A 13,031-nucleotide genomic window follows, 5' to 3' on the forward strand; every position below is an offset into this window, starting at 1 on the left:
GGCCCGCCGCACGAGCCGGGGCGGAAACCGGTGCGCCCCGCGTCACCCGTAGGACCGCGCCGGTGACGGCCGTACCGCCGCCGCCACGGCGTCCGCCAGCGGCTCGATGTCCGCCTCCGTGAGCGGCGAGACGGTGATCCGGACGCCGGGCGGGGTGTCGAGCCGGAAGCGGGCGCCGGGCGCGACCGCCCAGCCGGACTGGAGGAGCCGCGCGACGGCACCCGTCTCGTCCGGGACCGGCACCCACACGTTCATGCCGCTGCGGCCGTACGCGATGACCCCGCGCCGGGCGAGCGCGTCGGTCAGCGCCGCGCGGCGCGCGCCGTAGGACCGTGCCACCGAGCCGTCCACCGCGCCGTCGGCCCACAGCCGGGCGACCGCGCGCTGGAGCAGCAGGCTCACCCAGCCGGGCCCGAGCCGCTGCCGTCCGCGCACCAGGTCGACGGTGCGGGCGTCCCCGGTGAGGACGGCGACGCGCAGATCGGGGCCGTAGTTCTTGGAGACCGAGCGGACGAAGGCCCAGTGCGCGGTGGCCCCCGCGAGTGGATGCGGCGCGAGGTCGACGAAGCCGTGGCCGTGGTCGTCCTCGATCAGCAGCACGTCCGGGTGCGCGCGCAGTACGGCCCGCAGCGCCCGCGCCCGCGACGCGCTCACCGAGGCACCGGTGGGGTTCTGGGCGCGGACGGTGACGATCAGCGCGCGGGCCCCGGCCGCGAGGGCGGCGCGCAGGTCCTCCACCCGGGGCCCCTCGTCGTCCACGCCGACCGGTACGGCGCGCAGTCCGAGCGCCGGGACCAGGTCCAGGACGCTGCCCCAGCCGGGGTCCTCCACCGCGACCGCGTCGCCGGGCCTGAGGTGGGCCGCGAGGACCCGTTCGACGGCGTCGAGGGAGCCGGAGGTGACGGTGAGCGGGCCCTCGGGCACGCCGTCGGCGTCGAGTCCGGCGCGGGCGATGCGCGCGAGGCCGGGGTCGACCGGTTCGGTGCCGTAGAGGACGGGGGCGCGGTCCGCGCGGTCGGCCGCGTCGGCGAAGGCCGGGCCGAGCGGGGGCAGCAGGGCCGGGTCGGGGTTGCCGGTGGACAGGTCCCGCACCCCGGGCGGCACCTCCACGCGCAGCTCGTCGCGCCCGGTCGTGGCGGGCCTGGGCCGCACCCGGCTGCCCCGGCGCCCGGCGGTCTCGATCACTCCGCGCTCGCGCAGGGTGCGATAGGCAGCCGCGACGGTATTGGGATTCACTCCGAGCCGGGACGCCAACTCCCTGAGCGGAGGCAGCACTTGGCCCGGCCGCAGCTCACCGCCGCTCACCGCGCGCTCGACACTGGCCGCGATCTCCGCTGCGCCACGCCCTTCGATCCGATACTCTCCTAGCACAAAGCAGATTATGCACTAGTGCAATAACAGAGTCCAGGGAGGGACCGCCATGCAGGGGACCGAGGAGAAGCCCGCCGCCTACACGCCGACCGACCGCACCGTGCCCACCCGGTCCGCCGAGCGGGCGGCGTACGACAAGGAACTGGTGCACGCGATCCTCGACGAGGGATACGTCTGCCACCTCGGCTTCGTCCGCGACGGCGCCCCGGTGGTGCTGCCGACGCTGTACTGCCGCGTCGGCGAGCGCCTGTACGCCCATGGCTCCACCGGTTCGCGCCCGCTGCGGATGACCGCCGCGGAGGACCCCGGCCTGCCGGTCTGCCTCACGGTCACCCACGTCGACGGCCTGGTCCTGGCCCGCTCCGCCTTCCACCACTCGATCAACTACCGCTCGGTCGTGGTCCACGGCATCGCCCGCCAGGTCACCGACCCCGACGAGCGCGCGCTGGCCCTGGACGCCCTCGTGGACCAGGTCGTCCCCGGCCGCTCGGCCGACTCGCGCCCCGCGAACAAGAAGGAACTCGCCGCCACCGCGGTGATCCGCATCGACCTCGCCGAGGTCTCGGCCAAGCTCCGCACGGGCGACGCCAACGACGAGCCCGAAGACCTCTCCCTCCCGCACTGGACGGGCGTGGTCCCCCTCCGCAAGGGTTACGAAGTCCCGGTGCCCAACGGCGACTTGGCGCCGGAGATCGAACTCCCGGACTACCTGGCCAAGTTGGCGGAGCCGACGACGGAGACGGTCTAGCCGCGCCGGGGCCGGGGCGGCTCAGCCCCGGCCGGTCGTACGACGCGCGGCGCCGGTGGGGCCGCGGCGCGCGACTGCGCCAGGACGACCGCCCCGATCACGGCGACCGCGCCGAGCAGTTGGAGCGGGCGCAGGGTCTCGTCGAGGACGAGATAACCGAGGACCGTCGCGCACAGCGGGGAGGCGAACGAAAGGAACGACACGGCGAGGGCGGGCAGCCGCGCCACCCCTCGGAACCACAGCGCGTAGGCGACCAGGGCGCCGATGACGCCGAGGTAGGCGAAGCCGCCGAGGTTGCTCCAGGTGAGGCGGTCCGGCAGACCCTCGTACGCAAGAGTGAAGGGCGTCAACACCAGCCCGCCCACGGCGAGTTGCCAGCCGGTGAAAGCCAGCAGGCCCACACCGTCGGGGCGGCCCCACTTCTTGGTGAGCACCAGTCCGGACGCCATGGACAGCGCGCCGAGGAGCCCGGCCGCGATGCCGATGCCGTCGAGACCCGCCCCCGGTTGCAGCACCAGCAGGCCGACACCCGCCGCGCCGAGGAGGCAGGACACCAGATGCCGCGCCCGTATCCGGTCGTTCAGCAACAGCGAACTCAGCACCAGCACGATCATCGGCTGGGCGGACATCACGAGGGCGGCGACCCCGCCCGGCAGGTGATAGGCGGCGAGGAAGAGGAGAGAGAAGAACGCGCCGATGTTCAGCACGCCGAGCACGACGGCCCGCCACCACCAGCTGCCCTTCGGCAGCGTCCTGGTGACCAGCAGCAGGATCAGCCCCGCGGGCAACGCCCGCAGCGTGGACGCCAGCAGCGGCCGGTCGGGCGGCAGGAACTCGGTGGTGACGACATAGGTGGAGCCCCACACCGCCGGGGCGAGAGCGGTGACGGCCGAGGTCACCGCGCCGCGCCGACCGCTCACTTCGCCTCTCCGGGGACCTGGTCACGACGCCCGGCACGGGCCCCGTGCGGGGTCGAGCCGTAGGTCTCCCGGTGGACCGTCAGGGAACGGTCCCGGCGGCCGGGATGCAGCCGGGTCTCGGCCGGACGGCCGAGCGGCAGGAGCAGGGCGATATGGAGATCGTCGCGGTCCGAGATGCCGATGGCCTTCTTGACCTCCGTCTCGTCCCAGCCGTTCATGGGGCTGGTGGCGAGCCCTGCGGCGTGCGCGGCGATCATCAGGAAGGACGCGGCGATCATGGCGTCCTTCACCGCGTACTCGCGCTCGAGACCCCGGCGGCGCGGGTCCGTGTAGAAGGCGCGCACATCGGCGGGCGAGGCCGCGGCGAACGGCTCCGGCCACGCTCCTCCGCACCGCGCCCGCTCCCAGATGTCGTCGCGGTCCTCACTCCAGGCGCCGGACTCGGCGACGAAGACCAGCGTCACCGGGGCCTCCCGGGGATGCGGCTGCCCGCTCGTGGCCTCGGCGAGCGCCGCGCGGCCCGGCTCGTCGGTGACGACGACTATGGACCGGGCCTGGAGGTTGAAGCTCGACGGCGCCTCCAGCGCCAGATCGACCAACTCCTGGAGCAGAGCGGGCGGTACGGGGTCCGGCCGATAGTGACGGATGCTGCGACGTGAGCGGATGACGCGGGACACGACGGCGCGCTCCGGCGGAGACGACTTCACGACCGAATACCTCACTTCGACGTCGAACTGTCTGGCGTCGAGAAACTACGCCGTCACCTAGGATGGCGTCAAACACTTCGATGTCGAACTGAACTGGTCCGGCGAAAGCAAGGATGAGGTGACCACATGCGGGACGCCGTCGACGGCTTCCTCGGTCAATGGGCCGACCAGCGCGCGGACTTGGACCTCGACGCGATGGGCACGATCGGCCGCGTACTGCGCCTGTCCCGGCTCGTCAGCGCGCACTTGAAGGAGTACTTCGCACAACACGGCATCGAGACCTGGGAGTTCGATGTGCTCGCCACGCTCCGCCGTGGTGGCCGGCCGCTCACGGCCAAGGAACTGGCCGCGAGCGTCATGATCGGCTCGGCGGCCCTGACCAACCGGGTCGACCGGCTCGTCGCCCGGGGCCTCGTCACCCGCGAGCCGGTCCCCGGCGACCGGCGCAGCCTGCACATCGACCTGACCGAGGAGGGGCGGGAGCTGGTCGACGCGACCGTGGAAGGACATGTCCGCAACCAGCGCGAGATCCTCTCGGGCCTGGCCCCGGAGGACGCCGACGAGTTCAACCGGCTGCTGCGCGCCCTGCTGGTCTCCCTCGGGGACGAGGCCCGCTGACACGGTCCACCCGCTCGGGGCCGGGCCGTGCCTGCGGGCCACCGCGGCTCTACGCGGCCACCGACACCCGGCCTCCGGCGGCACGCGCCTCCCCCACCGCGAGCGCCGCGACCGCGCCGAGCATCAGCAGCGTGCCCGCGACCGTCGCCGTCGTCAGATGCTCGCCCAGCAGTCCGACGGCGAGCACGGCGGCCGTCACCGGCTCCAGGAGCATGATCACGGAGACGGTGGCGGAGCGTACGGCGGCGGCTCCCGCGAAGTAGAGGGCGTAGGCGAGGGCCGTGGGGACGGAGGCGAGGTAGGCGAGCAGGGCTAGGAGCCGCAGGGGGTGCCCGGTGTGCGGGAACAGCCCCTCGGCGAGGGCGAACGGCAGCAGGCACAGGGTGGTGACCGCGAAGGCGCCGACCGTGGTGGCGCCCGCGTCACCCACTCCCGTACGGCCCCACCAGCGGGTCAGCAGGGTCATCGCGCTGTAGCCCGCGGCCGAGCCGAGCGCGCAGAGCACGCCTGCCGGGCGGACGGTGTTGCCCGAGCCGCCTAGGGTGAGCACGGCGAGCCCGGCGAGCGCGCCGACGACCGCGAGGAGACCTCCGGCGCCCAGCCGCTCCCCGAGCAGGAACCGGGCGCCGAGCGCGATGAGCACGGGACCGGCGCCGAGGGTCACGACCGTGGCGACGGCGAGGCCGGTGGCCTCCACGGCGGCGAAGTAGGCGGTCTGGAAGACGGCCAGGCCGACGCCGGTGGCCAGCGCCTGCCGGAGCAGGGCGGCGCGGTCGCGCGGGGCGGCGGCCGGAGAGCGGCGCCCACGGCGCGGCAACCGGCCCGCGGCCAGCAGGACAAGTCCCGCCGCGCAGCGCCAGAAGGACAGGGCGAAGGGGCCCATGTCCCCGCTCCGGTAGACCAGGGAGGCGACGACGCCCGCCGTGCCCCAGGTGGCACCGGTGACGATCAGATAGAGGAGGCCACGCCCGACGGGCAGGCCGGAGACAGCGTTCGACACGAGGTTTCTCCGCAGCAACGCACTGGATCAGTGCGGAAGTTGGCAGGCGTCCGGCTCGGACGCGAGGACTTCATCTGCGGGCAGCACCGTCCCGCCCGGCGCGATGTGCGCGGGGCGAGTTCTTCCCGGAGGCCCGCCTCAGGCGGCCGGGGGCGGAAGGACGAGTGCGTGCGAATGCATGATCGCCAGCCTAGGCGGCGGTCCCCCGCGCGGACAACTCCCGCTCCGCGCCGCCGCTCCCCGCGACCGGCTCCGCGAACCCCTTGGCGGGCGTGGCGGACTGCGCGATGAACGCGCCGACGAGCACGACCGCGCCGCCGAACACCTGCGGCGCCGACAGATGCTCCCCGAGCAGCACCCAGGCGAGCACGGTCGCGATGACCGCCTCCAGACAGGCGACGACCCCGGCGACCTGCGGCGAGAGCCGCCGTACCGAGAGCACGCCGGTGACGTACGCGAGGACGGTGGCGACGAGGACGATCCAGACGAGCAGCGCGGCGGCGGGTACGGCACTGCCGTCGAGCCGCACCGTGCCGCCGAGCACCCGCCAGTCCATGCCCCACGGGCGGGCGACGACGGTGAGGACGGCAGCGCCGACCAGCAGGCCGTACGCGATCACGCCCAGCGGGTCCGGTGCCTCCTCGCCCGCGTCGCCGCCCTGGTCGGACAGGACGAAGTAGCCGACCTGGCAGCAGGCGGCGCCGAGCGCGAACAGCAGGCCGAGCACGTCGAAGCTGAGCCCCGACCAGACCTCCACCACACAGGCGAGCCCGCCCGCCGCGAGGACCACACCGAGCGCGGCGGCCTTGGTGACCGGCCTGCGCTGCACGAACCGCACCCAGCCGAGCACCAGCGCGGGCGCCAGATACTCCACGAGCAGCGCCACGCCGACCGGTATCCGCGAGAGCGAGGCGAAGTAGCACGCCTGGACTCCGGCCACGGCGAGCAGTCCGAACCCGGCGAGCAGCGCGGGGCGGCGCAGCGGCAGGGCGCGATGTCGTACGGCCACGGGCAGCATGACGAGCGCGGCACCGGCCACGCGCAGCCAGACGACATGCAGCGGGTCGAGCCCCGCCTCGATCAGCGGCTTGGCCGCGACTCCCGACCCACCGAACGCCACGGCCGACACCAGCGCGAGCCCCAGCCCGGCGCCACGGCCGCCTTCTCTGCTCCCAGACGCGTGCACGCGCACATGATGACAGGCGACGACATGAGCGTCACCCTTATTCGCTCCTGTCTCAGAGGCTGGACGGAACGCGGGCGCCGGGCGCCGGGATCAGCAGGGCGCCGCGCCATCGGCCGTACGACCCGGCAGCCGCTCCCGCAGCTCGGCCGCCGGAATCCCGGCCCGCTCCAGCACCTCGACGGCCCGCGACGCCGGATCGGCCACCAGGGCGGCGAGCAGATCGACGCCGTCGGCCGCGCCCGGGCCCCGGCGCAGGGCGGCCCGCACCTCGGCGTCCCGCAGCGCGGCGGCGGCGACCGGCGACCACCGCTCACCACCGGCGGCGACTTCCGCGCCGGGCACCTCGGCACCGCCCTGCCAGCGCAGCCCGTACCCGATGCTGCGCTGCACGAGATAGCCGAGCAGCCGCGCGAGCTGGGTCGGGGTGCCGACGGCGGCACGGGCCTCGGGGTCGGACTCCAGGAGGGAGTGCAGCAGATGGGCGGTGTCGATCTGCCGGTCGCCGTCGCGGACGGCTCTGCGGCGGGCACCGGCGATCACCGACCCGAAGCCGGTGCCGGGCCCGGCGTCGTTCTCGGCACTCGGCACGCCCTCGTGCGGGACGGACCGGCCGACTGTGCGGGGTTCCACACAAGACACCTCATCAGCCACCGGAGCGGACGGCATCCACGAGGGGAACCATTCTCGCGTCCCACGGTGAGCGGACAACCGGCCGGTCCGCCTCATCCTCACGGAGGAGATCCGGTCGATTCCGCCTCAGGGGCGCGCGCCGCCTTGCATACGCCCCATGACGCAACCTCTTGCCCCATTCGTACGTCACACAACAAGTGGAGGACGGATGCCTGTGCTGGCTGGTGGGCCTGCCGGCAGTGGACGGCAAGCAGTACGTGTACCGGGTGTACGCCCCGCACGACGCCCTGCTCGCCGACCTGTTCTGGGATGCCTGGCACTGCCATGACGAGAGCGCCTTCCCGCGCGCGTGGGACGTGTTCGACGCGGCGGTGATACGACGCGTGCGGACATGAGGCAGGCTCAGTCCTCGTCCGCGAGGATGAGATACAGCTTCTTGCGGGCCTCGTTGATGACGGTGAGCGCCTTCTCGCGCTGTTCCTTGGTGCCGGTCTTCCACACCTGCCCGAAGGCTTCCATCAGCCCGAACCCGGCCTGCCGGATCTCGCCCAGCGCCTCCCAGTCGACACCGCGCGTGGCCTCCTCCCAGGGAGCCTCGGGACCTTCCTCGGCGGAGGCCCGCCCGCTCTCGGTGAGGGAGAACAGCTTCTTGCCGCCCTCGCTCTCACTGACGATCAGACCCTCGTCCTCCAGCAGCTGAAGCGTGGGATAGACCGAACCGGGGCTCGGCTTCCAAGCACCCCCGCTACGCTCCGCGATCTCCTGGATCATCTCGTACCCGTGCATCGGCCGGTCCTTGAGCAACGCCAGGATCGAGGCCCGCACATCACCGCGCCGCGCCCGCCCCCGGCCACCGCCGCGCCCCATCCCACCCCAGGGCCCCGGCCCGAAACCAGGCCCGAACCCGTGCCGCCCAGGCCCCCCGGGCCCGCCAGGACCGAACCCCGGCCCCCCGGGCCCGAACGGCCCGAACGCCTCCCGCAGCCCCTCGACTCCCCCGAACGCCCCCCAGCCATGCCGCCCGGGCCCGCCGGAACGATGCCCACGCTCGAATCCGTGGTTACGCATCGCGACCACTCCATTCCATCGTCGATCAGTCACGTACCCATCACGTCTCTTACGCGACACCTCAACGATATATCGCTTCCACACTTACGACAATGCCCTGAGGTTGGAGGCGTGGTGGGGGCAGCGGCTCATGCGTACGGTGATCCGGCGTTATCGGCCTTTGAGCTGGACTTTCTTGAGTCCGGTGAGCGTTGTCGCGGACCGTTGGGTCAGTTGTGGGGTGCGCGGTTCGAGGGCGTCCAGCCGGTACGTGAGTTCCGGTGGGCGAAGGGCGGGGAGAGCTTCCCGGGCTGGTACTTCGCGGCGACGACCAGCGGCCACGTGGGCTACGAGTCGTGGCTGGAGCGGGACTGCCTGATCTTGCTGGACCGTGATCCGAGGGTGGTCGGGATCGCCTCGCAGCCGTTCTGGTTGCACTGGCAGGACGGTCCGGAACGGCGTCGCCATGCGCCTGACTACTTCGTACGCCTTGCTGACGGGCGGGCCAGAGTGGTCGATGTCCGGTCCGCGGACCGGCTGGACGAGCGGACCGGGGAGGCGTTCGCAGTGACACGTCGGGCCTGTGAGGCGGTGGGCTGGGAGTTTGCGTGGATGGGCACGCCCGAGCCGGTGTTCATGGCGAACATGCGCTGGCTGGCCCGCTACCGGCGGACCCGCTCGGGACGCCCGGAGCGGGTGGCGGCCGCACTGGTGGAGGTCTTCGAGGAACCGCTGCCGTTGTGGTCGGGAGCCGGGCGGGTGGGCGATCGGCTGCAGGTCCTGCCGGTGCTGTTCCATTTGCTGTGGTCCGAGCGACTGGGCACGGACCTGGAGTCCGCGGTGCTGGGGGCGGACAGTCTCGTCTGGGCCGAGGGGCGGGCAACACGGGCAGGATGAAGCGTCCGGGACGGGTCGCGGTCGGTGACCGGGTGCGGTTCGAGGGCCGGATCCGCGGAGTGCTCGCCGTCGCCGCCCAGGCGGTGACGGCGACGGACGGCGAAGAGCCGTATCGGGTCGTGCCGTTGCTCGAGTTGTTCGCGGCGTCCGACTTCGAGGTCATGGACAGTCCGGTCCGGATGCCGTTGCCGGCGGCTTCGCTGCTGGAGGCGTTTCCCGCCCGGGAGGTGGAGAGGGCCCTGTGGTGGGAGGGCCACATCCTGGAGGTCCTGCATGGGTTGCCGCCCAATGCCGAGCCCGGCACGACGGCCCGGCCTGAGTACGGGCCGGATCGGTCCTTGACCGCCCGGCAGCGGGCGAAGGCCGCTGAGCTGACTGCTGCGGGTCACAAGGTCTCTGCCAGTACGGTCGCTCACCGGCGGCGTCGCTACCAGGAACGCGGGGTGCTGGGTCTGGCCGATCACCGGCCGGTCCGCAGGACGGCTGAGTTCGGGGAGGTCGACGATGCGGCGGTGGCCGCGATGCGGATCCCCGCGACGTTCATCTACGCGGGCATCGACATCGAGCACGGCAGCCTGCTGACCGGCACTCGCGGGGCCCAGATCGCTGGCCGTTTCACGCTGATCCCCACCCGTCCCTTCCCTTACAACAGTGAGTGGAGAGGTCTGGTCGCCACCATGGAGAAGGCTCTCGCCCTGCGGCGGCACCGGCCCGGCACCCTGGCGAGACTGGACCGCTACCTACACGACCGCACCAGCGGCATGATCGGCGCCCTCTCCCACCAGATCCGCGGAGCCGCGATCGACGCGATCTTCAACGGCACCGAGAAGATCACCAAAGCCGGGCTGAAGGCCGTCCCACTGGATGTCGCCGCCGAATCGCCTCACGTCCGCGGGCCCAGGTCCTCCAGATGACCACCGAGAACGTCCGCATCCTGCCCTTCCAAGTCCGGCCCCGGGCGGGCGAAGGCATCCGGTCCTTCATCGTCCGCCTGGCCCACGCCAACCATCTCCCGCCCCGCTACCTGCGGACCTACCTCTGCGAACCGCCCGAGCACCTCGGTCTTCCCAGTTGGACCCGGCTGGCCGCCGCGACCGGCCGCGCCCCGGAGACGCTGGTGGCCACCCTGGAAACGAGGCGGTGCCTGGAGTGCGACGGGGAGATACCGCCCTCCGACGTCATCGGCCGCCAGGCCCTGCGCTGTTCCCAAGCATGCCGCGAGAAGGCATACCGGAAACGGCTTCCTCGAGCCCGGTCCAGAAGGCCCCCTGCAGAGAGTGCGGCAAGAGCATGAAGGTCCAACCCGGACAGCGCTATCGCCTGTGTTCGTCCGCCTGCCGACGGGCCAACTACCTCAAGCACGAGGAGAAGTGGCTGGCCGAGGCAGACCCGGCCGATCCACCCGGACCACGCGTCTGCCCCGTCTGCGACGGCCCGATGTTCTCAGCAGCACGCCGGACACGCTCAGACCGATGCCGCCAACGAGCACGTCGCCAGCAGCTCAGGCAGCCTCCCCCGAGCCCACCTTCTCCACCGTCGGTGACATCGCCAGCACCACGGCCCGCACCACCACCTCAGCCACTCGAACCAGCTCTCGCACCATTATCAAGACCCTGCGAGACCTGCGGAGGACCTCTACCACCCGGACGCTGCCAGCAACAACGCCGGACGTGTTCACAGCGCTGCCGCCAGAAGGCATACCGCCAGCGGAAGACCGCACTCGCGGCCGCCACCGAGACATCCACAGCAAGGTGACCTGGGAGGCAGATCAGACGGAATCTAGCCACAGGTAAAGTCGATCCGCCACCGGGGTGCACAGCAGGGAGGGCCGCCATGACCAATCGGAACAATGAGTCGGAATACGGACCTCACAGTCCGGACTACGGCCTGTCTTACGAACCCGACCCATGGGCCGACCCCGAGCCCGTCTATGACCCGGACTCATGGGAGAGCGACTTCCGGGAGCAAGACCCGAACGAAGACCACGCTGAGGCCTGGTGGGAACAAGCCCTACGCGAGGGCCACATCACCAGAGAGCAGTTTGCGCGGCGCCGCGAGATCCACGTTCCCGACACGCCATTGCCTGAAGCACCAGGCCAAGGCCCGGTCATCAGGTCGGCAGTGGAGAAGCTGCGGGTCAAGCTGGCTGATCCCAACCTCAGTGCCGAAGAGCGAGCCGATGACGAGAGGACCCTGGCGACACTGGAACGCATGCTCAAAGAGGACGAATAGAGACCACGGAGCCTGCCCGCTCCAAAAGGTCAAACTTCACTGACAACGGTCAAACTTCGTTATCACAGGACAAACGCGCTCAGTTCAGCAGGGCAGCCGTGAACGTCTCGCGGTTGGCCACCAGCCAGGTCTGCAGGCGGTCCCAGCGTTCCCATCCACCACGCTCGGCCAACGCCTGGAGATACAGGGGGTCTCCGTCGGCCACGCGGCGAGCGACGAAGCCCCGGCAGACCTCCGTGGCCTGCTCGACGACGCCGGGCAGCTCGGCGCGGTCCCCCGCCGAGAGGCCGTAGCCATCGGCGAGGACCCGCAGCCGTACGGCCGCGTCCAGCCCGTGGGGATAGAAGGCGGTCGCGGACCCGGGATCGAGCATGGGCACCCAGTAGCGGGCGGTCATGGCAACGTCCCAGAGGGCGCGGCCGGGGGCCGCCAGGTCGAAATCGATCAGGGCCACGGCACGACCGTCGCGGAAGACGACGTTCTCCGGGCACACGTCGTTGTGGCACACGATCGGTCCCCCCTCCGGGTCGGCGAGGTCCCCGGGCCACTCGGCACGGGTGTCGACCGCGACGGCCGCGCTGATCTCATGCAGTCGCCGCATCAGGCTCCCCACCGATGCGAGGGCGGAACGCGTCATCGCCCAGTCCGGGAACGGCGGCAGCGCCACATCGCCCGGCATGAAGGTCAGCCGCTCACGGCCGTCCGCGGTGAGACCGACAGGGACGGGCGCCGCGTCGAAACCGTGCTCCCTCAGTGCGAGGAGATGGGCGTGCAGGGCGCGCGCGTTGCGCGGTGCCGGGCGCTCCACCCACTCCCCCCGACGGAAGACCGCCCCCGCGTTCGCCATCCCGCCGGTCAGCGCCTCGCCCTCAGCCGTCACGAGGTTCCCGCTCGGACGACGGAACGCGCGACGCGGAATCCCACGTCGTCGACCTGGAATGCCGGGTGGCTGCGGCGCCGCGCGGAGGCCCGGCAGCTCCAGTGCTCATCGAACCAGCCACCGCCACGGAGCACCCGGTAGGCGCCGTAGACCTCGGCGTCGTAGACGTCCCAGCACCAGTCCCAGACGTTGCCGAGCATGTCGTGCAGCCCCCACGCGTTGGGGCGCTTGCCGCCGACCTCGTGAAGGCGCTCGTGCGAGTTGCCGCGGTACCAGCCGATCTCGTCGAGCTGCCCGTAGCGCGGCCCGGTCGTCCCGGCACGGCAGGCATGCTCCCACTCGGCCTCGGTCGGCAGTCGATACCCGTCGGCGGACGTGTCCCACTCGACATCCTCGGCATCTGCACCGCAGCGGTACGCGGGCGTGAGGCCGACGCGCCGGGACAGGGCGTTGCAGAACCGCACCGCGTCCCACCAGGAGACACACTCGACGGGCAACCGGTCCCCACGGGCGGTGCTCGGCCGCCGACCGGTGACCTCTGCGTACAACGCCTGGGTGACCGGGAATGCCGCGAGCTGGTAGGGCTCGACTTCCACCACCCAACTGCGCTGTGTCCGCCGGTCCGACAGCGTCACCTGCCCCGGCGGGACGGCGATCATCTCGTTCCCCATCAGCAGCTCCATGAACAGAAGACCCTAACGAGAGCCGGCACCGACGAGACACGGATCACCGCCCTCCTCATGAGTAAGGTGGCGAACAGCTCCTGCCCGATCGTCCGTTGAAGCGGCGGTACGA

General features: G+C 71.9%; 16 protein-coding genes. 7 read left to right on the forward strand and 9 right to left on the reverse strand.

The genetic code is table 11. The annotated features are described in order from the left end of the window. Positions 1–42: 42 nt before the first annotated feature. Positions 43–1,371 (reverse strand): aminotransferase class I/II-fold pyridoxal phosphate-dependent enzyme, encoded by a 1,329-nt coding sequence (locus tag B079_RS0115510; protein ID WP_078495943.1) that lies wholly within the window; start codon positions 1,369–1,371, stop codon positions 43–45. Between the two features lie 49 nt (positions 1,372–1,420). Between B079_RS0115510 and B079_RS0115515 the strand changes: the two genes are divergently transcribed. Beyond that, positions 1,421–2,119 (forward strand): pyridoxamine 5'-phosphate oxidase family protein, encoded by a 699-nt coding sequence (locus B079_RS0115515; RefSeq protein WP_018546747.1) that lies wholly within the window; start codon positions 1,421–1,423, stop codon positions 2,117–2,119. Here the strand turns inward: B079_RS0115515 and B079_RS0115520 are convergent. Both B079_RS0115520 and B079_RS0115525 read right to left on the reverse strand, forming a co-directional pair. Continuing rightward, positions 2,116–3,039: an EamA family transporter gene (locus B079_RS0115520; RefSeq protein ID WP_018546748.1), complete on the reverse strand. Its 924-nt coding sequence runs from the start codon at positions 3,037–3,039 to the stop codon at positions 2,116–2,118. The two genes, B079_RS0115515 and B079_RS0115520, sit on opposite strands and share 4 nt — an antisense overlap. Next, positions 3,036–3,746 (reverse strand): nitroreductase family protein, encoded by a 711-nt coding sequence (locus B079_RS0115525; RefSeq protein ID WP_018546749.1) that lies wholly within the window; start codon positions 3,744–3,746, stop codon positions 3,036–3,038. Before B079_RS0115525 ends, B079_RS0115520 begins: the two co-directional genes overlap by 4 nt. 126 nt (positions 3,747–3,872) lie before the next feature. On the opposite strand from B079_RS0115525, the gene B079_RS0115530 reads away from it, so the two are divergent. Further along, entirely contained in the window at positions 3,873–4,364 is a 492-nt protein-coding gene (locus B079_RS0115530) for a MarR family winged helix-turn-helix transcriptional regulator (RefSeq protein ID WP_018546750.1), read from the forward strand. A 49-nt stretch (positions 4,365–4,413) separates the two neighbouring features. Here B079_RS0115530 and B079_RS0115535 read toward each other — a convergent pair whose 3' ends face one another. The 3 genes from B079_RS0115535 to B079_RS0115545 all read right to left on the reverse strand — a co-directional run bounded on the left by B079_RS0115535 (position 4,414) and on the right by B079_RS0115545 (position 7,180). Next, a complete protein-coding gene (locus tag B079_RS0115535; RefSeq protein ID WP_018546751.1) occupies positions 4,414–5,364 on the reverse strand; it encodes a DMT family transporter in 951 nt (316 codons plus the stop codon). 190 nt (positions 5,365–5,554) lie between these two features. Further along, entirely contained in the window at positions 5,555–6,556 is a 1,002-nt protein-coding gene (locus tag B079_RS0115540; protein WP_026248733.1) for an EamA family transporter, read from the reverse strand. Between the two features lie 84 nt (positions 6,557–6,640). Continuing rightward, entirely contained in the window at positions 6,641–7,180 is a 540-nt protein-coding gene (locus tag B079_RS0115545) for a Clp protease N-terminal domain-containing protein (protein WP_018546753.1), read from the reverse strand. Between the two features lie 224 nt (positions 7,181–7,404). Between B079_RS0115545 and B079_RS34635 the strand changes: the two genes are divergently transcribed. Continuing rightward, on the forward strand, positions 7,405–7,575 hold the full coding sequence (locus B079_RS34635; RefSeq protein WP_086022369.1) for a hypothetical protein: 171 nt from the start codon (positions 7,405–7,407) through the stop codon (positions 7,573–7,575). Positions 7,576–7,582: 7 nt separating this feature from the next. Here B079_RS34635 and B079_RS33940 read toward each other — a convergent pair whose 3' ends face one another. Beyond that, positions 7,583–8,248 (reverse strand): PadR family transcriptional regulator, encoded by a 666-nt coding sequence (locus B079_RS33940; protein WP_026248734.1) that lies wholly within the window; start codon positions 8,246–8,248, stop codon positions 7,583–7,585. Positions 8,249–8,359: 111 nt separating this feature from the next. Between B079_RS33940 and B079_RS0115560 the strand changes: the two genes are divergently transcribed. The 4 genes from B079_RS0115560 to B079_RS0115575 all read left to right on the forward strand — a co-directional run bounded on the left by B079_RS0115560 (position 8,360) and on the right by B079_RS0115575 (position 11,356). Beyond that, a complete protein-coding gene (locus tag B079_RS0115560; RefSeq protein WP_026248735.1) occupies positions 8,360–9,124 on the forward strand; it encodes a TnsA-like heteromeric transposase endonuclease subunit in 765 nt (254 codons plus the stop codon). Beyond that, positions 9,121–10,038 carry a hypothetical protein gene (locus B079_RS35880; RefSeq protein ID WP_078495944.1) on the forward strand — a complete coding sequence of 306 codons (918 nt, stop codon included), beginning with the start codon at positions 9,121–9,123 and terminating at the stop codon, positions 10,036–10,038. Before B079_RS0115560 ends, B079_RS35880 begins: the two co-directional genes overlap by 4 nt. Further along, positions 10,035–10,418 carry a TniQ family protein gene (locus B079_RS36560; protein WP_078495945.1) on the forward strand — a complete coding sequence of 128 codons (384 nt, stop codon included), beginning with the start codon at positions 10,035–10,037 and terminating at the stop codon, positions 10,416–10,418. Before B079_RS35880 ends, B079_RS36560 begins: the two co-directional genes overlap by 4 nt. A gap of 539 nt (positions 10,419–10,957) precedes the next feature. Continuing rightward, positions 10,958–11,356 (forward strand): hypothetical protein, encoded by a 399-nt coding sequence (locus tag B079_RS0115575; RefSeq protein ID WP_018546759.1) that lies wholly within the window; start codon positions 10,958–10,960, stop codon positions 11,354–11,356. Positions 11,357–11,435: 79 nt separating this feature from the next. Here the strand turns inward: B079_RS0115575 and B079_RS0115580 are convergent, their stop codons facing one another. Continuing rightward, on the reverse strand, positions 11,436–12,236 hold the full coding sequence (locus B079_RS0115580) for an aminoglycoside phosphotransferase family protein (RefSeq protein ID WP_018546760.1): 801 nt from the start codon (positions 12,234–12,236) through the stop codon (positions 11,436–11,438). Next, positions 12,233–12,919 (reverse strand): formylglycine-generating enzyme family protein, encoded by a 687-nt coding sequence (locus tag B079_RS0115585; RefSeq protein ID WP_018546761.1) that lies wholly within the window; start codon positions 12,917–12,919, stop codon positions 12,233–12,235. Before B079_RS0115585 ends, B079_RS0115580 begins: the two co-directional genes overlap by 4 nt. Between the last annotated feature and the right edge of the window lie 112 nt (positions 12,920–13,031).

This window comes from Streptomyces sp. LaPpAH-108, from assembly GCF_000373625.1.
In the GTDB taxonomy this organism is placed as follows: Bacteria; Actinomycetota; Actinomycetes; order Streptomycetales; family Streptomycetaceae; genus Streptomyces.

Coding starts and splice junctions, on each gene's coding strand:
- B079_RS0115575 (WP_018546759.1), top strand. CDS start 10,958: ATGACCAATCGGAACAATGAGTCGGAATACGGACCTCACAGTCCGGAC.
- B079_RS35880 (WP_078495944.1), top strand. CDS start 9,121: ATGAAGCGTCCGGGACGGGTCGCGGTCGGTGACCGGGTGCGGTTCGAG.
- B079_RS36560 (WP_078495945.1), top strand. CDS start 10,035: ATGACCACCGAGAACGTCCGCATCCTGCCCTTCCAAGTCCGGCCCCGG.
- B079_RS33940 (WP_026248734.1), bottom strand. CDS start 8,248: ATGCGTAACCACGGATTCGAGCGTGGGCATCGTTCCGGCGGGCCCGGG.
- B079_RS0115515 (WP_018546747.1), top strand. CDS start 1,421: ATGCAGGGGACCGAGGAGAAGCCCGCCGCCTACACGCCGACCGACCGC.
- B079_RS0115585 (WP_018546761.1), bottom strand. CDS start 12,919: ATGGAGCTGCTGATGGGGAACGAGATGATCGCCGTCCCGCCGGGGCAG.
- B079_RS0115530 (WP_018546750.1), top strand. CDS start 3,873: ATGCGGGACGCCGTCGACGGCTTCCTCGGTCAATGGGCCGACCAGCGC.